Raw genomic sequence first — 21,917 nt, forward strand, 5'->3', positions numbered from 1 at the left:
TTTACGCCAAACCTATTTACCAGACATATCAATACTGACTGAGTACTAGTGCTCACGAGCTACAAAACCGTACTTGCGCATTTCCTGCTGGACAAACTGGTTAAATTGTTTTTTTTCTATATTATTCGCCAACTTATCCATGCTCCATAACGAGGCGGCTTCTACGCCGTATTCGGCTAAGAGTCTGACATATTCGTGAGCGATGCTCCGAAGTTTGTAGTTCTGAAAATCGACAACCACAACGGCGGCGGATTTTGCAGGTACAGCGTTGCCTTTGTTCATTTGTCACCTCCAATACCTTACTAACGTTTCTAATCATCCATGACTAATAGTCCCCGGAAGCGATAGGGCCAGGCGCTTTTTCATATCGCAAAGAAAAAATGCAAAGCATCCGCTATCGCGTAGTGCCATTTGTATCCATAAGCGCATAAATGGAATGATGTCTGTAGCCTCTGGCCGGGAAAACAAAAGGCGACTGGAGGCATTGCCGGCAATAGTAGTCGCATGATTCTATTTGTTTGCCTGATCCGGACGACAGAGTGCTCCATGCTGCCATATATCCAAAGCAAACATTCAGAAAAATGCGACTTCCTGCAGTAATAACATCTTTCGCCTTCTTATAGAGCACTCGGCTCATCGATAATTCCCAAAGGTATGATGGGCGAGCATTGAATCAGCATTTGTACATATAATGGCCCATCATTTTATGAACTAATTGATACACCTAAAAATGAGAGCTATTAATTAACCAAGTAGCAGAATATTTTTTGATACTCATCAACTTTCTATTAAAAAACATAATTTTAAATTCAAAAAAGTCGATTGGCTCGATACGGCATAAAAATGAAATTAAACCTGTAGGTTAACTTATTAAATAGGTACAGATTTCCAAGAGTTATCTTGTAGCGATATTTGAAATGCCTTAGAATCATTAGGATATCTGGTGTCCGTTTTTTTATTACCTCTTAAAATTCAATAGCTTTAAAGTGAACAGCACTCATAAATTCGGAATTATCCGCCCTCATAGCAATAAGTTAATAGCATTGGCGCGATTGCTGGACGTTATTGTTATTGGATTGACTTTATGGGCCATTCTTGATCTCAACGCTACTGAGTGGGACCGCAAGCAAACTTGGTGGCTTCTGATTTCGATCGTAGTTTTCGGTATCTTTGCAGAATTCAACGAGTTGTATCGGCAAAGCCGAGGGCTATCTATCCACATTGAAATAAAGCGTATTCTTTTTTCATGGTTCTGGGTATTGGTTGTAATAATGGGGATTGATCAGGCTTACCCCTTGGTGGATCCTGTTTACAGATATTATTTTTGGATGTGGATTGGGGCAGTGCCTGTGGAGATAGTCTCCTGGCACATTATCGTCAGCAGTATTGCCGGCATAATCAGAAAAAAGGGAAGAAATACCCGCCGAGCAGCGATTGTCGGAGCAAACCGGTTAGGTGTTGAGTTAAAAAATATATTTGCCGAAGAAGAATCGATGGGGCTGCATTTTGTCGGCTTTTATGATGATGAGCAGGAAACAGAAATTGATGGAGGCGCCTTAGCCGAAAATAAATTGAAAGGTAGTTTTCAACAATTAATTAAAGATGCCAAAGGCGGAGCTATTGATATTGTTTATATTACACTTCCCTTGCGGACAGAGCTAAAAATTAAAGAATTGATAGAGCAATTATCGGATTCGACTGTTTCAGTTTATTATGTCCCTGATTTATTTGTGTTCGATCTGTTAAGATCCAGTTTGCATCATATAAAAGGTATACCTGTCATAAGTATTCGTGATACCCCTTTTTACGGGGTTGATGGCGTTATAAAAAGAGCCTTTGATATAGTGGTCAGTCTGATTATTCTAATATTAATTGCAATTCCGTTACTAATTATTAGCGCTAGTGTCAGAATAAGCTCGCCTGGAGCGGTGATATTCAAACAGCGTCGATACGGCATTGGAGGCGAGGAAATAGTCGTTTGGAAATTCAGAACGATGACTGTCAGCGAAGACGACAACAATATTAAACAAGCTCGAAAGAATGATCCCAGAGTAACAAGACTGGGCGCTTTCTTAAGACGTACATCACTGGATGAATTGCCCCAATTTATTAATGTTTTACAGGGGAAAATGTCAATCGTTGGTCCCAGGCCCCATGCGGTAGCGCATAATGAATGGTATCGCGGACAAATAAAAGGCTACATGCTCAGGCATATAGTAAAACCGGGGATAACCGGATACGCGCAGATAAACGGTTATCGGGGAGAAACGGATACCTTAGACAAAATGGAAAAAAGAATACAATATGATCTGGCCTATATAAGAAACTGGTCTTTGTGGCTGGATATTAAAATTGTAATACTGACTGTCTTTAAAGGTTTTTTGGGAGCGAAAGCTTATTAGCTCTATGGTATAGAATGTTATTTGAAAGATGTAAAAAATTACATAGAAGAAATGTGAAAAATTATATAGACAAATAAGAAGTTTTTTATAGAATAGGGCTCATAAACATAACTTAATTGTCTTATTTGCCGTACCGGACGATATAATGTTTTATCGTTATGTAACGTCAAAAACCTTTTTTAAAATACATAGTAATTTTTTGTTCAAGGTTATATAGATAACTGTTTTTATTATGTTTATCTTCTGGCGCGTTGCAATTGACCGCTGGATGCTATCAACGAATTGGAACGGTAGTTGTTAATTTCGTGACCAACCGCCCGGTTGGCACGGTTCATGGATGATAAAGGCTAAACCTGTTGTGAAGCAGGGGCGGAAAACCACGAGTCTTGGTTAGGTGGGTTTGCCAAGATAGTCGGGCTGCAAATTATGATACTTAATTTATAATTTGTTGTTTCAGAGGTTATTTATGAAAAAAATATCTTTAGCAGGTCTGTTGTTCCTGTTTTCAATTTCAAATGCAAATGCAGCATTATTGAATATTGGATTCGAAACGGGAGATTTTTCTGATTGGACTTTAGTAGGAACGGGATCTGTCAAAAATGATTCTGATCATCCTGAAGGTCAGTATTACGGCTCAATTACAGGCAATAGCTCCTTAATACAATCCACAGATTTCTTTGGTGGAGAAACTATTGAATTTATGTGGAAATTTGTAGCAAATGATTATTTGCCATACAATGATTTCGCATTTTTCGTAGGCGATCAATATTTTAAATTATCTGATGTCGCCACAGTTGGTGATTATGGCAACAGCGGATGGAATAAATTTTCATACACAGTTGCAGAGACTTATTTCGGTCCTGTAATATTCGGCATAGCTAATGTTGGCGACTCTGGATTGTCTTCCGAATTAAAACTTGATGCCGTTTCTGCGGTGCCTGTGCCAGCTGCTATTTGGTTGTTCGGTTCTGCAATCATGGGTTTAGTCGGGTTTTCACGTCGCAAAAGCTAGTTCAGCACAATCTGTTGCATAAGGAAATTAATTTTTCCATTATACTGAAAGGGGCTCAGTGCCCCTTTTTTTAATTTCACAGAATAGTAGTAAAAAATTATGTTATTTTTTATGAGAATTTTTTTGTTGTTGGCAGTTTCCATTTTTTTTCAGACTGCGCATGCGGACTCTAACCAATATACGGTTAATTCCGGTGACATCCTTGATATCTCGGTCTGGAATGAAGAAGCCTTGCAAAAGGAAGTGCGGGTTTTACCCGATGGCAGCATAAGTTTTCCGCTAGCGGGAAGTATTTCAGTCGCCGGCAAATCGATAAGCCAGATACAGGCTATTTTGAAAGAAAGGCTCGCAGAGTTTATTGCCGATCCAGTAGTCAATATCTCGGTCAAGTCAGCTGAAGGTAATTCCATCTATGTCATCGGCCAAGTGAAAAAACCGGGCCAGTTCGTTATGTATCAGCCGATGGATGTCATGCAGATGTTGAGTCTTGCCGGCGGCCTGACAGCGTTTGCGAAGGCTAACGATATTGTCATTCTACGCCGTAATGGCGACAAATCCGAATCGATCGCATTTAAATACGGCGAAGTAGAAGACGGCGACAAATTGGAAAACAACCACTTGTTGCGGAGTGGCGATGTAATTGTAGTGCCGTGACCGCGCTCTGTTTAAGAGTATATTGAGCACATGAAAACCATATCTCAACAAGAGGGAAGAAAATGTCGCGGTTATCGCAAAAGGATTGCGCTGATTGTTGGCGCGAGCGTTTTCTGTTCCAGTCTTGATGCCGCAGAATGGATAGTTGATGGCATTGTTAATCAGTCGCTATCTTATAACGACAATGTCAGGATGTTATCCGAAAATCCGGAAGGGTCCCTCATTTACTATTTAACGCCTACGCTGAATTTTGCCCGTAAGACAGAAGCGTGGGATGTGCAAGGTAGAGCCAGTTATGGTGTCCAGCATTATACAGACATAGAAGAGCTCGATCAGAATCCACAGGACTATGGCTTAAGCACCGAGTACAGGACCGAACGCAGCCTTACGGGGTTAAGTGCGAGTTATTCTGTCGTGCCCAGCCAGAACTTTGCAGAGCAGGACACTGGTAACTTTGCAACCAATGCAAGACGCAACAACCTGACAGTCACGCCGACTTATTCTTACAGATTCACGGAACTGGACAGCCTGATCAGTTCAGCATCCTACTCAAAATCAACCTATTCCAACCCCGGTTCTGGTGATAACGACACTGTCATTAATAACTTTAATGACAACGAAGTTAAATCGATCAATGTGGGCTGGCAACGGCAGTGGAGCGAATTATTTTCGCAGTCCATTTCCACATTTTATTCGAATTACAACTCGACAGGGCAAATAAACTCGGAAAGCAACAGCTATGGGATAAACCTGACATCGTCCTATCAATTATCGGAAGAATGGCAATTCAACGGCACCATCGGCGGACGAATCACGGACACAAACATAGATACAGTAATCATTCCCGGGCTATTGACGGCGACAAATCAGGATACATCGGCAGGTTTCCTGACAGATATCGGTGTGCACTACAAAGGAGAAAGTCTGTCGTCAGATTTCGGCTTAAGCCGATCTTTGGTTCCTTCAGGCCAAGGGCAATTAACCGAGCAAACCCTGATCAGCCTTGATTTTTTATATCAAATAACCGAAAGGTTTTCCAGCGGGTTGACAACCAGTTATCGCGAGACGGATTCAGTCAGTGGTATTAATGGCGGATTTGGGCAGAGCCGAACAAATATATGGGTTTCGCCTAATATTAACTGGGAATTGACCCAGGATTGGTTATTATCGGCATCTTACGCCTACAGAAACCAGGACAGAAAAAACCCGGACAGCACAGCGGACTCAAATATATTCATGTTGACCATTAATTACAACTGGCCCGGTTTAAGTATTTCAAGATAGAGACTGTAATGGAAGAAAACGTTAAAACCCTGAAAGATTACCTGCAAATAGCGCGTAGACGAAAGTACCTGATTGCCGCCACTGCGCTCTTATTATTGGTTGCCAGCATTGCGGTCGCGTTGATTTTACCGCCGGTTTATCAATCCCAGGCCACCATTCTGATTGAACAGCAGCAAATTCCAACCGATCTGGTTAAATCAACAGTCACCAGTTATGCGGATGAGCGTATCAGCCTGATTCAGCAGCGGGTCATGACGACCGATAATCTGACAAAAATAATTGACAAATTTAACCTGTATCACGAGCAGAAGGAAAAATTGACGCCAGCAGAACTGGCTGAACAATTCCGGATGAACGCTCATCTGGAACTTGTGAATGCCGACGTAATCAGTCAAGGGAGGCACAGCAAGGCGACACTCGCATTCAAATTGTTGTTTGATGATAAAGATCCATTGCTGGCACAAAAAGTAACCAATGAACTGGTTACCCTGTTTTTAAATGAAAACGTCCGCAACCGGACTGAGCGGGCTGAAGAAACAACCGTGTTTCTGGAAGCCGAGGCGCAGAAGTTTAAAATTGATATTCAGAAAATTGAGAATGAACTGGCTGAATATAAAGAAAAATACAGAGATAGCTTGCCCGAGCTATTACCTGTCAATTTATCAGCGGTCAGCCGTATCGAAAGTGAAATTCAGCAATTGGACTTGCGGGAAAAGATGCTTGATGAACGGAAAATCAGCTTAAGATCGCAAATGGCTGTAGCCGGTCAAAATTCGCTTGCATCAACCTCCGATGGAAGCGCACCGAGATCACTCGCTGAATTAAAACTGGAACAGGCACGCCTACTAAGCAAGTATTCGGCCACTCATCCGGATGTCATGCGGGTTAAACGGCAAGTCGAGATACTTGAATCAGGACAAAACCCTGAGCAGTCAGAGGCAGATAGCAAATTGCAGGAAGCGAAACAGGAACTGGCGAAATTACGTCAGCAATATTCCGATAATCATCCTGATGTCAAGGTTGCTCAGCGCAAAGTTGCCGAGTTGACAGGCGCGCAGAGTCCATCCGCTGCAAAAAAGCCGGCGAATCAAACTATTAGTGATCCAACGCTTTTGCAAATTAAGAGTGAAATTGATGTGGCCGAGGTTGAGCTGGCAAACATCAGAATACACCGGGCCGAATTGCAGGAAAAATTAAAAGCGTTGGAAGTCAACATATCACAAACTCATCAGGTTGAGCGCGGTTATTATGAATTGATGAGAGATCTGGATAACAACAAGGCTAAATACAATGAACTCAAGGCAAAACAGCTTGAGGCCAAATTGGCGCAGACGCTGGAAGAAGAGCAAAAGGCTGAAAAATTCAGCTTGATAGAGCCGCCGCTTCTGCCTAACAAACCTATTAAACCTAATCGGTTGAAACTATTATTCATAGGTTTTATAGCTTCGATAGGGGGCGGTTTTGGAGCGGGTCTTTTGAGAGAAATGATGGACGATAGCATCAGAGGCCACCGTTCCTTGGCGCATATTGTCGGTGCGGAACCACTAGTCGTGGTGCCCTATATTAAAAGTCAGGAAGACATCGATCGAACCAGAAGAAACATTATCAATTTCAGCATAATAGCAGGCGTATTGCTGCTAGGCATGATAGTATCAGTACACATGCTTTATATGCCGCTTGATATTTTATGGTACAAAACCTGGAACCGCTTGGGGCTTATATAAATCGCTGATGTTACGCATCAATTGAATTGAGGCGAGTTTAAAAAGTATCGCCAGCGCGAAAGGTTGTTTGAATTCAACTGTAGGGTCGAATTAATTCGACCCGAAACGCTTCCACGAGCTATGGGCATTAATAAATAGTGCGAATACCCGCAAGGGGCACAAGTAAATTCGCACCTACGCGTACGCATCACTATTCATGCGACGAGTTCTGCTGTGAGATCGGTCTCACAACCTGTCGTCAGCGCGCAGCCAGAATAAAATAAAGCCCATGCGTAACATCGGTAAATTATTATGGTGATTTGATAACTGATTATATGGTTGGAATTTATAATCAGTTATTTAAATAAAAAACGTTTAAAAAGCTTTTACAATAAAAAATTACAATAATTATCCGGCGTAGAATATTTAGGGAAGATAAGGAGCAATACTGTTTTAACTGATATTATACGTTTAGTTGAATTTATGTCGGCTTAATAAGTGCCGCTGACACCATGATTATTCAAATTGGACCACTAAATGTAAGGTCGAATTTACTCGACCGAGACAGCATGGAATATCTGCACTAGTTAGGTAGTGTAAGTGAATCCGCATACACTCGAACACCTGTATCGTCTTTGGCAAGGAAAGATTCAAAAGCTGCGGTAAGCGCTCAAAGAAACAAGCAAGATAAAAGCAGCACAAGTTCAGGGTATCAGTGCTTAAGCCTATTATCTAAGGCTTTTTATAGCGATAAAAGAAGCTACACTTATGTAATTACATCTATATTCTCAAGCATAAGATGAGCATGGATGTAGAATTCCAGAATAAACGAGCAAACAGTGAACATGGGGCAATAAAGTTGGAACACATACAGCAAGCTTTAGATAAATATAGAAAATCTAAACAACCCGAGGCCAAGGTCGCCACTCAGAAAACAAAAAAGTTTCCCGATGAGCAAGCCATTGTCTATGCTAAAACCAAAGTACATGCTGCCAATCAGGAAGTGTTGAAAGAGCGCAGAGTAGTCTCCATGCTGAAACATGATCCGGTAGCGGAAGTGTTTCGGATGCTGCGCACAAAAGTCCTCAAACAATTGCGGGAAAACAACTGGAACAGTTTTGCCATAACTGCTCCGACGCAAGGTGCAGGAAAATCGATGATTGCCGCTAATCTAGCTATCGCAATGTCTATGGAAGTCAATCAGACAGTCTTGCTTGTCGATCTCGATTTACGATTTCCAAAAATTCACTGGTATTTCGATCTGCAAGTCGAGCAGGGCCTGAGCGATTACCTCACGTCCGATATACCCTTATCCGATATTCTGGTCAATCCAGAAGGCTACTGGTTGAGTGGTATTAAGAACTTAGAAAACGATATACCCTTATCCGATATCCTGGTTAATCCTGGATTTGAGCGTTTAGTACTGCTGCCAGGCAAAGGCCAGGTGACAGGATCTTCGGAAATGTTGTCCGGCCCCAGAATGAAGAGTCTGATCAACGATATAAAAAACCACTACGAATCAAGAATTATAATATTTGATTTGCCGCCCGTCCTGGTCACTGATGATGTTTTGGTCAGCATGGACTATTTCGATGCGGCATTACTTGTGGTTGAAGAAGGCGGCAATACACCCGAAGAAGTTACTAAAGCATTGCGGATGCTGTCTGGTACTCAATTGCTAGGAACGGTATTAAATAAATCGGAAACCATGCCTGATCATCAGGGCTATTATTAACTAGTGTTGAGCAGTAAATTTATTTACTGCTCAATACGCTGTGGGGCTGAGTTTTTCTAAAGAACCTATCGCTAGCTATTAACAGCAAGTTAAGGTTTTCCATAAAATATTTATTATTGCCAGAGTTTCTTCGAAATAGTAATGGATATTAGTTTTAAATTTACTATGCTGATATTCAATAGTTGTATTTTCATAGTTAGTGATGTTTCTGGCAGTTTTGGTGTAGTTGAGTAAATTTATGGAAAAATTTTAGTTTTCTCTTACGGGATTGTTTGATAGCCACTGATGCTTCTATGACGCACTCAGTGTATGTGAATATTGAAAATATTCGTTTTTGGAAATATTAAAATTAAATTGAGTTGCTCTAGGATAATGAAAAAAAATACATTTGTTTTTAAGATAAGCTTGTTGTTACTTTGCCTGTTTTCCAATCCGTCCTGGGCACAGAATTTTTATGTCTGTAACAATGGGGCAGACAGTAATAGAGGTCTGTCGCCATATGAGCCATGGGCGACGTTTGATTTTGCCATGTCAAGATTCAGCACCTTGAATGCCGGGGATAGTATTTTGTTTTGTCGGGGCGGGACATTCACTTCATCCTTTCCTAGATTATTCAATCAACATTGTGCTTCGGATGCGCCATGTACAATAGCCGACTACATACCGCCAGATGTAACACCTATAAATGCCAAACTGCCAGTTATTATAAATGGCAACGCCAACGGAGTATTCAATTTTCAAGACGGCGGCGATGCTGATCATGATGAAGGCTATGTCGTTAGAAATCTGTCGCTCAAGGGAACCGGTACCGGAAATGGCATTTTCCTGTTCAACGACGTGGACTATGTCACAATTGAGGGCGTTACAATTGATGGCTTTGATATTGGCATATACTCGGCGAGCGCTAATCCGCCCAATCCCGGCGCCAACAAAGTCAATGACAATATCGTGTTAAGGAACTCGACGATTATTAACAATAAGAACCAAGGCTGGCTGGGCGGCTGTAATGATTGTGTCATAGACAATAATAAATTCACCAATAACGGCTTTGGCCAGAAAATATTTAACCATAACATTTATATCTCCGGGGCCAATAACTCCGGCATTACCATTTCTAACAACATTTTAAACAAGTCGGCTTTCGTTGCCGGCAAATGCGCGGGCGTATCCCTAGTGGTTCATGGGGTCGTGCAGGATCTGACCATTAAAGACAATACGGTTTTTGAAGACATAGGGGCAGCTGAACAGGCCTGCTGGGGCATCAGCGTCGACCCTGGCTATGCGACCGAAGAGTCTTTCAGCAATGTGATAATTACAGGCAATAAGGTGACCAATGTCGGCAATGTCGGTATCGGTTGCGCGTCCTGCACGGATTTACAAATTTTAAACAATATCATTACGCACTCTCAGGATTTTAGTTTTACAGGCATTAAAGTGCCCGTCAGAGCCGAGGATACCGTTAAATCGGATCGGATCCTGATCACTGGCAACTACATTGAACTTCAGGATCCCAATCAAAGAGGCAAGCAAGGCATCGTAGTGACTTCTACCGGTGATGTGAATGTGGGAGCAAATGATATCATTCTAAAGTAATCCACAATAAGAAATTAAATTAATTAATCTCTATGGCTAAAATGGAGATTTACTGATGATAGAACTGTCGAAAAATGCCTTGTCTTTATTCAAAAGATTCGTGTTTGTATTAATCAATGAAGTTGAATAAAACATGCTTTTTTATAAATGAAAATGTGGTGCTAAAACAGTAGCAATGAAAAATAATCGTTAAAAATAGATTGATGACAACGATGCACCGCTTACTGTTGATGCATATATCTTAATTGCCAGATTCAGTATCTCTGGCAATTAAGATTTTCTGCGTGGAGTAGTTCAAATTTTAAGTCGCCGCTTCTATAGGATAAGTATTGCTAAGTACTATTTAATGCTTTTAACTTTTAACAGAGCGGAGAAGTATTGACATAAACTCATCCTAATAATGCATAAATGCCAAAGAACGAAGCTAATAGAACATATAGGTAATTAAAGAAAAATGAATTCCCAGACTATTAGTTTGAGAAAGCGGACATTCAAAGCAGGAAGTTGGGTACTAACCGGACACTTGTTTTCGCAGTTCTTGCGCTTTGGCGGTAATCTGATTTTGACGCGTTTGCTAGTGCCGGAAATGTTCGGGGTAATGGCCATTGTGAATGTGATTTTAGCGGGCTTGGCGATGTTTTCCGATGTCGGCTTACTTCAGAATATTGTGCAGAGCAAGCGTGGAGAAGAACGCGATTACCTAAATACGGCCTGGACAATTCAGATAATCAGAGGTTTTCTGATTTTTTTCGTCACTTTAGTTATAAGTGCAAGTCTATATTATCTTAATCAATTTGGCTATTTATCACCTGATACTGCTTATGGTAACGCTGAATTACCCTTGATATTGGCTGTTATGTCGATAACGGCAGCGATTTCGGGCTTCAATTCAATTCAATTGTCACTATTAAACAGAAAGTTGATGATGGGAAAGTTGGTGGCAATAGAGGTTTTTAGTCAATTAGTAGGCCTTGTCATTATGATTCTATGGGCATCGAGAGCTCATGATGTATGGGCATTAGTATTCGGTAATATTATTGCCAGCGGTATGAAGATGATTTTATCGCACGCTTCAGATATAGGGGGACGCTGTCGATTTTGCTGGGATAGTGAGGCGGTCAGTGAAATTTTTCATTTTGGCAAATGGGTTTTTGGGTCGTCGATATTTACTTTTCTGATTGCTCAAGGAGATAGACTTATTTTAGGTGGTCTGATTTCACCTAATGAATTAGGTGTTTATGGGATTGCTTTTTTTCTTGCAACGGCTTTCAAAGATGTTGTGAGAAAAGTAATGTCATCGGTATTTTATCCAGTTCTGAGCGAGGTTGCTAGAACTAGGCCGGAAGACTTAAAAAATGTCTATTACCGAATGCGCTCTCGTTTAGATATAGTAGTAATGATTGTTGTTGGAGGGTTGGCAAGTACAGGTCATGTGGTTATTGACCTGCTTTATGATGAGCGATACCAAGATGCAGGTTGGATGTTAGAAATTCTTTCATTTTCGATTGTATTCTTGGGAACAACGATGGCTGGTGTTTGTTTCATGGCACTAGGTGATTCAAAGACTGTTATGATTCTGACAGCAATATCAACTTTTTTTTTATTTAGTACAGTTCCTATAGCATATAGCTTTTTGGGTCTTTATGGAGCTGTTGTCGCTATTGCTTTAAATACTGTAGTGGAGATTCCATTGATCTTATACAAGATGAATAAGTATGAATTACTCAGTTGGAAAGATGAGTTTAAGATGTGGCCTATATTATTTCTATCATACGGATTTGGTAAATATCTATTGGTTTTTATTAATTCGTAGATAGTCTATTTATGGGGTATATACTACTTTCGTCTTTCTTTGAGACCGTACAGCTTTATTATAAGGTGTCAATACCATTAATCTAATACTATAAAAATTGTAAGACTGATGCTTGTTTATGTTTTGTTACAGCCATTACCCCATTAAATTTATATGAAAAAAAATTCTCCAACTGTTTCTGTCATTATGCCAATGCGCAATGCAGAAAATTATGTTGCAGAAGCGGTTGATTCAATTTTATGTCAGTCTTTTCAGGATTTAGAACTGATAATTGTCGATGATCAATCAACAGATCAATCCTACAAAATTGTTGAAAGTTTTTTGCATAAAGACTCTAGGGTCAAGTTGATACATGGCGATGCTCAAGGCATTGCGGCAGCTAAAAATAAAGGTCTACATCATGTCCGTGGCAAGTTTGTGATGTTTTGTGATGCGGATGATTTATTGGCTAGAGATTGTATTAAAAAACAATTGAGCTGGTTTGCATTATATCCAGACGCAGGAGCAGTTTGTGCTCAGTTTGCTTTGATGGACTGCATCGGTAGCAATATTGTCAATTTGGATTCAGGAGAGAGTTCTTGTGATATCTCTGAAGAGCTTCTCTCTGGACAAACGCGTACTTCTTTATGTACTTTTATTATCAAGCGTGAACTTATCGAAATGATAGGCGGTTTTCGGGGATTTTTTGTTTCGGCTGAAGATATTGATTTACAGTTGCGCTTGGCAGAAGTCTGTAAAGTATTTTATATGCCTGAAGTTATTTATTTTTACCGGCTTAATGATTCTTCAATTGTGCATACCCAATCTTCAAAAAAAAGGATTTTCTTCGAAGAGACTGCGCGGCTTTTTAGACAGCAGCGTGCTGAGAAAGGAATTGATGATTTGCAATCAGGCTGCCCTCCTTTGGTTCCAGAAGATCAAGGGGATGCATTTAAGTCTAAGGATCAGTTGCAAGGTGCTTTAATTGGAACTGCCTGGCGTCTGCATAAGCAAGGTGAAAAACTAAAGGCGATTAAAAGCGGGTTTCGGGCATGCTTGATTAATCCGGTAAATTTGATGGTATGGAAAAGCTATATCATGCTATTAATCAAATAATTTATTACAGATAGCCTGTTTTTCAATTGCCTAAATAGTAAGGAATGAAATATTAAATGCCTAATTGGTTTGCTTACGCCGCTTTATTTGTCTTATGGCCATTGATTGCTATATGGCTGTATCGATCTAAATCGGTAACAGAAGCGACTTTATGGACCATACTCGGTGGGCATATGTTTTTGCCGGTAGGAACCAAAATAGATTTGCCGATGATACCCCCCCTTGGTAAAGAATCAATTCCTGCGCTCGCTGCTTTTTTCGGATGCAGATTCATAGCAGGTCGGAGAATTTCTTTTTGGGGCCAGCGTGGCTGGGGGCATTGGTTATTGCTGTTATTTGTATTGGGGCCTTTTGTTACTGCAGAATTGAATGGTGACGCTGTTGTTGTTGGAGGGCATCGATTGCCTCCGATGGAGCATTATGATGCGGTATCCGCAGTGATTAATCAGTTGATTATTATTATGCCATTTTTTCTTGGGCGGCAGTTGTTTCGGAGCGTAGAGGATCATGCTCTTCTTTTTCGTATCCTCATTTTGGCAGGATTGTTTTATTCATTGCTGATGCTATTTGAAGTACGCATGAGTCCTCAGTTACACAGATGGTTGTACGGTTATTTTCCACATAGTTGGATTCAGCAGATAAGATTTGACGGATTTCGTCCAGTTGTTTTTATGGGACATGGACTATGGGTGGCTTTTTTTTCAGCCGTTACAGTCATTGCTGCAACAGTATTTTGGCAGTTAAAAATCAAAGTAAATAGATTTTCGCCGGTAAGTATGACTTATTATTTAATGTCAGTTTTGCTACTCTGCAAGAGTGTAGCTTCCGTCATGTATGGCTATACGGCGTTTCTATTGATTAAAGTGACTTCTTTTAAGACTCAGCTTCGAGTGGCCAGAGTATTGGTATTAGTGGCATTGCTCTATCCGACAATGAGCATTATAAATCTTTTCCCTCATCAAACCTTGATGGAATGGACGCAAGCTATAAGCGCTGAACGCGCGGAATCATTGGGTTTTCGTTTTGAAAATGAAGGTATATTGCTGAAGCATGCGCGACAACGTTTGTTTTTTGGTTGGGGAGGTTGGGGGCGTAATCGAGTTTACAGTGAAGAGAATGGTGATGATATTACTGTAACGGATGGAAGATGGATTATTACTTTCGGAGAATTTGGCTGGATAGGTTTTATCGCTGAATTTGGGCTTTTGTCATTATCAGTGTTTCGTGCCGCATCAGTGTTTAAGTGGGTTAAAACGCAACAGGAAATGGCATTTCTATCAGCCCATGCACTTCTTGTTGGGATCATTATGATAGATCAATTACCCAATGCTTCGTTGGCGCCCTGGTTATGGCTATTGACGGGAGCGTTGCTTGGCCGTACTGAAGCGGTTTTTGATGCAAATAGGAAACAAGCAACTTTCGATTTATCCAGTAACTCAAAGGTTTATCAATAATTTAATAATGTTTGTTGTTTCGTATTATTCATAGATTCTTAAACTATATCTTTAAAACAATATTATTTTAATAAAGTCTATCATGAATATAACAATAATAATGGCGAATCCAGCTATGACTGGTGGGGACAGAGTCTGTGCTATTTATGCAAAAAAACTAACCGAGCGAGGGCATCATGTCAATGTCGTTGCCCCGCAAAAAAAATTATTAACCTTCAAACAACAATTAAAACGGCTGATTAAGGGTGATGGCTGGATAAAAGTCGCTGAGCAATTACACAATCATTTTGATTTATTAGATGTTAATGTCACATATCTGGAATCAAATCGCCCTGTTACAGGTAGCGATGTGCCCGACGCGGATGTGGTCATTGCAACCTGGTGGGAAACGGCAGAATGGGTTGCTCATTTTCCTGCTTGCAAAGGAGCTAAAGTATATTTCATTCAACATTATGAAGTTCATGAGGGACAGCCGATTGAAAGAGTCAAACAGACTTATCTATTACCATTATACAAAATAACGATTTCAAATTGGTTGGTCCAAACAATGAGAAACACTTATCAGGATCCGAGAGTTTCGTTGGTACCTAATAGTGTTGATTCAGACCTTTTTTTTGCTGCGCCCAGAAAGAAACAGATCAGGCCAACATTGGGATTCTTATATTCAAAAGTCGAGTTCAAGGGTATAGATACCTTGCTAAAGGTGATTGAACAAGTAAAAGAGCGATTGCCCGAACTGCGAGTAATTTGTTTTGGCAGCATTAAGCCTTTAAAAAATTTATTACCTAAGTATTTTGAGTTTGAATACCAACCGCAACAATCACGTTTGCGCGAAATATATGGACAATGTGATATATGGCTGTGTTGTAGCCGATCCGAGGGGTTCCATTTGCCGCCTTTAGAAGCAATGGCATGTCGTTGTCCTGTCGTATCAACTAAAGTTGGTGGGCCTGAAGATATCATTAGACAAGGTGAAAACGGGTTTTTATGCGAAATTGATGATGTTGAAAGGTTGACTGATACTGTGATGGGGGTACTCAATTCGACGGAACAGCAATGGCTTGCTTTATCAGATGAAGCCTACGCTACGGCTATCCAGTACAGTTGGGATCATGCTACAGAATTGTTTGAACAAGGATTAATTCTTGCAGTTAATGAGCGACAAAGTATTCAATTATAAATAGTCATTTTTGAAAATTGATTTTGATAGATAAGGCAGAAGTCCGGCTATCACTCCGAATAGCATGGACATAGTCAAATATAGGCGGCTTTTGTTGAATTGCATATTTCAACGATAGAATTATTATCATTGTGATATATGCTATAAATTACTCATTAAATTATTATCAAGCTAAAACAAAAGCTTTAGTTTATTAATTGATAGTTTGTTACGAGACAATTTTTTATATAGACATAGAAATATCAAAGAGTGAAATTTGTGAGATTATTTAGACGATTATTAAAATTAATTTCATTCAAGACAGGTAGATTTAAGAGATTGTATGTAAAGATCTGCTCTCCATCAGGTTCTGAGTATGCTAATTTTTTAAAAAAATGGGGCGGCTTTTACAGTATTGGCAATGATTGCCATATTTGGCCTTATACCAATATTACAGATCCTGCATATACTCGATTGGGTAATAACGTTATGCTCACTGCATGTACTATTTTAGGACACGATGGTTCAATAGATGTGCTAAACAGAGCATATGGAAAAAAACTAGACAGAGTCGGCAAGGTTGATATTAAAGATAATGTGTTTATTGGTCATGGTGCCATTGTCTTACCAGGTGTAACAATAGGCCCAAATACTATTGTTGGGGCGGGGTCTGTCGTAACTAAAGATATTCCTGAAGGTGTGATAGCTGTTGGAAATCCAGCTAAGCCAATTGGCAAAACGTATGATCTTGTGGAAAAGCTTGAAAAACAGACAAAGGAATTACCTTGGGCGGAATTAATTCAGCAAAGGGAAGGAAGTTTTGATGCGGCTCTTGAGCCTGAATTAAAAAGGTTAAGGGCTGAATATTTTTTTAATGACTAGTGTTTTTTAGTTATGAGAAATAATAAATAAACATTTACTTTATTCGTTATTCAGGATATTAAGTTTTGGTATTTTATGTCAATTATAATATCAATATACGCGATTTTATGTTATCTACTTAGTAAGGAAGTAGAAAGGATGTATTAATGACTAATAAAGTAAATTACAACGTAATTATAATTATCGTGAATTACAAGACAGGCGAATTGGTCGTCAATTGTCTTGAGTCATTAAAAACAATTTTGAATCAGTCTGTTAAAGTCGTTGTTGTCGATAATTTTTCCGGGAATAACTCAGTTGATTTAATTAGAAACTGGATTTCAAATAATGAAAATGCTTATTTAATTTGTTCAGAAAACAATTTAGGTTTTTCAGGTGGTAATAATTTAGCAATTGAAGCTATAGAAAAAATGGATCTCGATGCTGATTTTATCTGGTTACTAAATCCTGATACCGTAGTTCGTGAAAATGCATTACAACATTTGTTGACATTTATGCAGCAAAATCCCCTGGTGGGTATTGCAGGATCAAGGCTTGAATATATTGATGGTAAGCCTCAGTGCTCTGCATTTCGCTTCCATTCCGTTTTAAGCGAGCTGGATAATGGATTAAAGTTAGGCATTGTTTCCAGGTTGCTACAAAGATGGCAGGTTGCGCTGCCGATTTCAGATGTGCCTGTTAGTGTAGATTGGGTTGCTGGCGCCAGTATGCTGATTCGGAAACAGGTTTTTGATGACATTGGATTGTTTGATGACAAATATTTTTTGTATTTTGAAGAAACGGATTTTTGTCTACAGGCGAAAAAGTCGGGCTGGCCTTGCTGGTATGTGCCGGCAAGCCGCGTTGTGCATTTCGTTGGCAGTTCAACAGGCGTGACTGATGGTAGTAAAAAAAGACGCCCTCGATATTGGTTCGAATCGAGGCAGAGGTACTTTTTAAAAAATCATGGTTGGCTTTATCTAACGCTGGCTAATTTAGTTTGGGGAATGGCTTTTTTGGTATTCCGTATTCGTCAGAAGATACAGGATAAACAAGATAATGAACCAGAATTTTTGTTAAGGGATTTTGTTAATTTTAATTTCTTTAATAAATGAATACCTTAATGAAAAAACGTGGCTCAACCAATCAAAATCCAAAAGACATTGGGTTCTTTTCTCTGATCAGAGAAGATTTTCTGACGCATGATAAAGACTTTTTTGAACAAGGGCTGTGGGCTATTGCTGTGCACCGCTTTGGTAACTGGCGCATGGATATAAAATATAAATTGATACGCGCGCCTTTTTCGATTTTGTACAAAGTTCTTTATAAAGTAGTGGAATGGACATGCGGTATTACATTGCCTTATACCGTTAGATTAGGGCGCAGAGTTAGAATTTGGCATCATAGCGGAATGATTTTGCACGCTGAGTCCATTGGTGATGATGTACACATTCGGCACAATACAACGATGGGTGTTGTTAGAACATTTCATAATTATGAACTTCCAATCATTGAAGATCGGGTAGATATAGGCGCGGGCGTATGCTTGCTGGGTAGCATCAGAATAGGCCATGACAGTGTCATAGGCGCTAATGCTGTCGTCCTTGATGATATTCCTCCTCACTCTGTTGCGGTGGGTAGTCCGGCTCGGGTGGTGAAGGTATTAAATGGGCAAAAATAATCTGGGTATCGTAATTATTGGCAGGAACGAAGGAGAGAGGCTGTCGAGGTGTATTAAGTCGGCCATTCGTGAAACCGACAAGGTTATTTATGTGGATTCTGGTTCGACTGACAACAGTATTGAATTAGCCAAGCAGTTAGGCGTGGAAGTTGTTAATCTGGATTTGTCTATTCCTTTTACAGCCGCCAGGGCAAGGAACGCTGGATTTGAGTTTTTAAACGCTCAACATCCGTCACTAAGTTATGTTCAATTTATTGATGGTGATTGTGAACTTGTTGAAGGCTGGATTCAACAGGGCTTAGATTTTCTAGGCGCAAATCCTCAATTCGCGGTTGTCTGTGGCCGTCGTAGAGAACGTTTTCCGAACGCTTCAATTTACAATCTATTGTGCGATCTCGAATGGGATACTCCGGTAGGTGAAACCAAGTCTTGCGGAGGAGATGCTCTGATGCGAGTTGATGCACTGAAAGCAGTAAATGGATTTAATGGTAGCTTGATTGCCGGAGAAGAGCCGGAGCTATGCATCCGATTAAGGCAAACTGGATGGAAAATTTATCGTCTGGATGCAGAAATGACATTGCATGATGCAGCAATGTCACGCTTTTGGCAATGGTGGAAACGTAGCCAAAGGGCCGGATATGCGTTCGCTGAAGGGGCTTATTTGTATGGAATGTCACCTGAAAAATATAGGCTAAAAGAAATAATTAGTATATTTATTTGGGGAGGTATAATTCCAATTTTATTGTTGTTTTTATCAATTAATAATCAATGGTTTATGCTTGGATGGCTTGTTTATCTATTGCAAATTATTAAAGTTGCAATAAAGAAGCATAAATTAATTTCAAGACGCTTATCTTTATTATATGCAAGTTTTGTTATGTTGGCTAAGTTTCCTCAATTCAATGGGATGATGGACTTCATTTTGAATAAAAAAAATAATACAGTTTATAAGATTATTGAGTATAAATAAGATCAATCAAAGAACGTATATATTCATTTTACTATTCTGTTATATCTTGCATTGCATTAAGGGGGAGGATGATTGGTCATAATTATAAAATTGCAATTGTTGGTCTGGGTTATGTAGGATAGTCCTGAGAGAATCAATCCGGGCGATAAAGAAAGTCGGCTGACTAATATTCTTAAAATAACTTCAGGCTCAACGTCTGAGATTGCCACAATTGTTGATGATTTATATAAGTTAATTATTACAGCTGGAACACGTAAGGCGAGTAGTATCAAAGTGGCTGAGACGGCTAAAGTGATTGAAAATACACAGCGTAAAAAAATTGAAGCACAAAGAATAAGAGCTTTAGGTAAAGCTAATCACGTTATTTATGATATTAAATATCTGCTGCCATCCGATCAGGTTGATGGTCGATCGTAGTCAATAATTTGATGATTATAATGATGCGCTTAATCTGTAAAATCGAAGAAAAAGCTATATGGCAAGCGTAACAATAGCGCAGGCAGAAGCGGATCGTTATCAAGTTTTAGATGGATGGCGTGGTCTGAGTATATTAATTGTGCTAGCTGCACATTTATTGCCGCTTGGACCAAAATCTTGGCAGTTAAATGATGCGGCTGGGCCATTAGGAATGAGTTTATTCTTTACTCTATCGGGATTTTTAATAACAAATTTTCTACTGAGAAAACAAAATGTTTTGGATTTTCTAATTAGAAGATTATTTCGTATTGTTCCGTTAGCTTGGTTATATATCATTATCGTATTATCTTTAACTCAATCTAATATAAGTCAGTATTTGGCGCATATTTTCTTTTATGCTAATTGGCCGCCTATGCAGTTAACTGATGCCACGAGCCATCTCTGGAGTTTGTGCGTAGAAATGCAATTTTATATAGGGATTGCTTTTCTTGTGCTTCTTTTGAAAGGGCGTGGACTATTGTTAATTCCTGCGCTCTGCCTAATTGTGACGCTATATCGAGTTCACGACGGCGTGTATGTGGCTATTAACACCTGGTATAGAGTGGATGAAATTCTTGCAGGTGGAATTTTAGCGCTTTCCTTTAATGACAAGTTAGGAGTCTATCCAAAAAAATTATTGGGATGGCTAAATCAATGGGTATTAATTGCTCTTCTTTTATTATCCTGCCATCCTGAAAGTGGATTTATGAACTACTTCAGGCCATATTTAGCAGCTATGCTGATTGGGTCATCATTATTTGGATATTCATCTAATCATATATCCAGACTAATGAATAGTAAGGTTCTTTTCTACTTGGCTTCAATCTCATATGCACTTTATGTTATTCATGGCGGGATGCGATACACATGGCTTGGTGAAGGTGAGATATTGGAAAAATATATAAAGCGACCACTGTTATTTACTGTTCTGATTGTGCTTGCTCATTTGTCAACATTTTATTACGAGAAGAAATTTATTTCATTCGGGAAGGCGCTTTCTTTAAAAGTACAAAAGAGATCGAACAATGTAGTAGCCACTTAATATTGACTAAAAAAATGACTTGCTTAAGGTTTTTCGCGATATAAATTCTGAATAGGGCATGTATGAGTAATAACGTTTCTAGCTATCTAATAATATCACCATGTCGCAATGAAGCCGACTTTATGAAGCAAACGCTGGATAGCGTTGTTGCACAGTCGATTCAACCAAAATTATGGATAATAGTCGATGATGGGTCTACGGATGAAACGCCGGCTATCTTGGCTGACTATGCGAGCCGTTATCCGTTTATCAAAATTGTTAAGCGCACAGATCGCGGACATCGTAGTGTAGGACCGGGTGTGATCGAGGCTTTTTATGCCGGTCTTGATACGGTTAATTTGAGTGAATTCGATTTTATCTGCAAACTGGATCTGGACTTAATTATGCCTCCCCGTTATTTTGAGATTTTGATTCAGCGTATGAATGAAAATCCCAGATTGGGCAATTGTAGTGGTAAGCCTTATTTCATAGATAAGAACAGCGGTCAGCTGGTGAGCGAAGGCTGTGGCGATGAGAATGCCATCGGAGCTTCAAAGTTTTATCGGCGACAGTGTTTCGAGCAGATTGGTGGTTTTGTTAGACAGGTAATGTGGGATGGTATTGATGGCCATCGTTGCCGGCAACTGGGCTGGATTGCCGTAAGCTGGGATGAGCCTGATTTAAGGTTTACTCATTTACGCCCTATGGGTTCAAGCCAGAAAAACATTTTTACAGGACGGATGCGGCATGGGTTTGGTCAGTATTTCATGGGGACCGGATTGATCTATATGTTGGCTTCAGCCGTGTATCGCATGGCGCATCCTCCTTATGTGACCGGCGGATTGGCTATGTTCTGGGGCTATTTGAGCAGTTTGATAAAGGGATTGCCGAGATTCGAAGATAAGGAATTGGTCAAGTTTATAAGGAAATATCAGTGGGCTTGTTTACTAAAAGGCAAGGAGCGGGCTACTGCCGAGCTAAATGACCAGCAAGCTGTGGTCTGGAAAGGCTGATTTAATAATTT

At 39.8% G+C, this 21,917-nt stretch carries 19 protein-coding genes and 1 riboswitch; of the genes, 18 read left to right on the top strand and 1 reads right to left on the bottom strand.

Going from position 1 to position 21,917, the window contains the following annotated elements:
• Nucleotides 1-45 precede the first annotated feature (45 nt).
• The gene (locus ACTNE6_RS05350) at nucleotides 46-282 is read right to left on the bottom strand and encodes a hypothetical protein (RefSeq protein ID WP_194969414.1); all 237 of its coding nucleotides are present in this window, start codon (nucleotides 280-282) and stop codon (nucleotides 46-48) included.
• Between the two features lie 704 nt (nucleotides 283-986).
• On the opposite strand from ACTNE6_RS05350, the gene ACTNE6_RS05355 reads away from it, so the two are divergent.
• From ACTNE6_RS05355 to ACTNE6_RS05440, 18 genes are all read left to right on the top strand, one after another.
• Nucleotides 987-2,402 (top strand): undecaprenyl-phosphate glucose phosphotransferase, encoded by a 1,416-nt coding sequence (locus ACTNE6_RS05355; protein WP_442498873.1) that lies wholly within the window; start codon nucleotides 987-989, stop codon nucleotides 2,400-2,402.
• Nucleotides 2,403-2,738: 336 nt separating this feature from the next.
• Nucleotides 2,739-2,827: riboswitch (cyclic di-GMP riboswitch) on the top strand.
• A 41-nt stretch (nucleotides 2,828-2,868) separates the two neighbouring features.
• Nucleotides 2,869-3,414, top strand: coding sequence for a VPLPA-CTERM sorting domain-containing protein (locus ACTNE6_RS05360; protein WP_194969415.1), 546 nt, complete (start codon nucleotides 2,869-2,871; stop codon nucleotides 3,412-3,414).
• 111 nt (nucleotides 3,415-3,525) lie between these two features.
• Nucleotides 3,526-4,068, top strand: a complete 543-nt coding sequence (locus ACTNE6_RS05365) for a polysaccharide biosynthesis/export family protein (protein WP_442498874.1) — start codon at nucleotides 3,526-3,528, stop codon at nucleotides 4,066-4,068.
• Between the two features lie 30 nt (nucleotides 4,069-4,098).
• Nucleotides 4,099-5,352: a hypothetical protein gene (locus ACTNE6_RS05370; protein ID WP_442498875.1), complete on the top strand. Its 1,254-nt coding sequence runs from the start codon at nucleotides 4,099-4,101 to the stop codon at nucleotides 5,350-5,352.
• Nucleotides 5,353-5,360: 8 nt separating this feature from the next.
• Complete coding sequence (locus ACTNE6_RS05375; protein WP_442498876.1) at nucleotides 5,361-7,076, top strand: GumC family protein; 1,716 nt, start codon at nucleotides 5,361-5,363, stop codon at nucleotides 7,074-7,076.
• Nucleotides 7,077-7,860: 784 nt separating this feature from the next.
• Nucleotides 7,861-8,790, top strand: a complete 930-nt coding sequence (locus ACTNE6_RS05380; RefSeq protein ID WP_194969419.1) for a CpsD/CapB family tyrosine-protein kinase — start codon at nucleotides 7,861-7,863, stop codon at nucleotides 8,788-8,790.
• A 318-nt stretch (nucleotides 8,791-9,108) separates the two neighbouring features.
• Nucleotides 9,109-10,383, top strand: a complete 1,275-nt coding sequence (locus ACTNE6_RS05385) for a right-handed parallel beta-helix repeat-containing protein (protein WP_442498877.1) — start codon at nucleotides 9,109-9,111, stop codon at nucleotides 10,381-10,383.
• 454 nt (nucleotides 10,384-10,837) lie between these two features.
• Nucleotides 10,838-12,196: an oligosaccharide flippase family protein gene (locus tag ACTNE6_RS05390; RefSeq protein ID WP_442498878.1), complete on the top strand. Its 1,359-nt coding sequence runs from the start codon at nucleotides 10,838-10,840 to the stop codon at nucleotides 12,194-12,196.
• 153 nt (nucleotides 12,197-12,349) lie between these two features.
• On the top strand, nucleotides 12,350-13,291 hold the full coding sequence (locus ACTNE6_RS05395) for a glycosyltransferase family 2 protein (RefSeq protein ID WP_194971567.1): 942 nt from the start codon (nucleotides 12,350-12,352) through the stop codon (nucleotides 13,289-13,291).
• 56 nt (nucleotides 13,292-13,347) lie between these two features.
• Complete coding sequence (locus ACTNE6_RS05400; RefSeq protein WP_442498879.1) at nucleotides 13,348-14,745, top strand: hypothetical protein; 1,398 nt, start codon at nucleotides 13,348-13,350, stop codon at nucleotides 14,743-14,745.
• Between the two features lie 82 nt (nucleotides 14,746-14,827).
• Complete coding sequence (locus ACTNE6_RS05405; protein ID WP_442498880.1) at nucleotides 14,828-15,925, top strand: glycosyltransferase family 4 protein; 1,098 nt, start codon at nucleotides 14,828-14,830, stop codon at nucleotides 15,923-15,925.
• A gap of 258 nt (nucleotides 15,926-16,183) precedes the next feature.
• Complete coding sequence (locus ACTNE6_RS05410) at nucleotides 16,184-16,786, top strand: acyltransferase (protein ID WP_442498881.1); 603 nt, start codon at nucleotides 16,184-16,186, stop codon at nucleotides 16,784-16,786.
• Between the two features lie 146 nt (nucleotides 16,787-16,932).
• Nucleotides 16,933-17,880 (top strand): glycosyltransferase, encoded by a 948-nt coding sequence (locus ACTNE6_RS05415; protein WP_442498882.1) that lies wholly within the window; start codon nucleotides 16,933-16,935, stop codon nucleotides 17,878-17,880.
• 8 nt (nucleotides 17,881-17,888) lie between these two features.
• Nucleotides 17,889-18,446 (top strand): serine O-acetyltransferase, encoded by a 558-nt coding sequence (locus tag ACTNE6_RS05420; RefSeq protein WP_194971573.1) that lies wholly within the window; start codon nucleotides 17,889-17,891, stop codon nucleotides 18,444-18,446.
• On the top strand, nucleotides 18,433-19,416 hold the full coding sequence (locus ACTNE6_RS05425; protein ID WP_442498883.1) for a glycosyltransferase: 984 nt from the start codon (nucleotides 18,433-18,435) through the stop codon (nucleotides 19,414-19,416). Before ACTNE6_RS05420 ends, ACTNE6_RS05425 begins: the two co-directional genes overlap by 14 nt.
• A gap of 273 nt (nucleotides 19,417-19,689) precedes the next feature.
• Entirely contained in the window at nucleotides 19,690-19,833 is a 144-nt protein-coding gene (locus tag ACTNE6_RS05430) for a hypothetical protein (protein WP_442498884.1), read from the top strand.
• 58 nt (nucleotides 19,834-19,891) lie between these two features.
• Nucleotides 19,892-20,914: an acyltransferase family protein gene (locus ACTNE6_RS05435; RefSeq protein ID WP_442498885.1), complete on the top strand. Its 1,023-nt coding sequence runs from the start codon at nucleotides 19,892-19,894 to the stop codon at nucleotides 20,912-20,914.
• Nucleotides 20,915-20,976: 62 nt separating this feature from the next.
• Complete coding sequence (locus ACTNE6_RS05440; protein WP_442498886.1) at nucleotides 20,977-21,906, top strand: glycosyltransferase; 930 nt, start codon at nucleotides 20,977-20,979, stop codon at nucleotides 21,904-21,906.
• Nucleotides 21,907-21,917 lie beyond the last annotated feature (11 nt).

The organism is Methylobacter sp. sgz302048 (genome assembly GCF_052162025.1).
Classification (GTDB): Bacteria; Pseudomonadota; Gammaproteobacteria; order Methylococcales; family Methylomonadaceae; genus Methylobacter.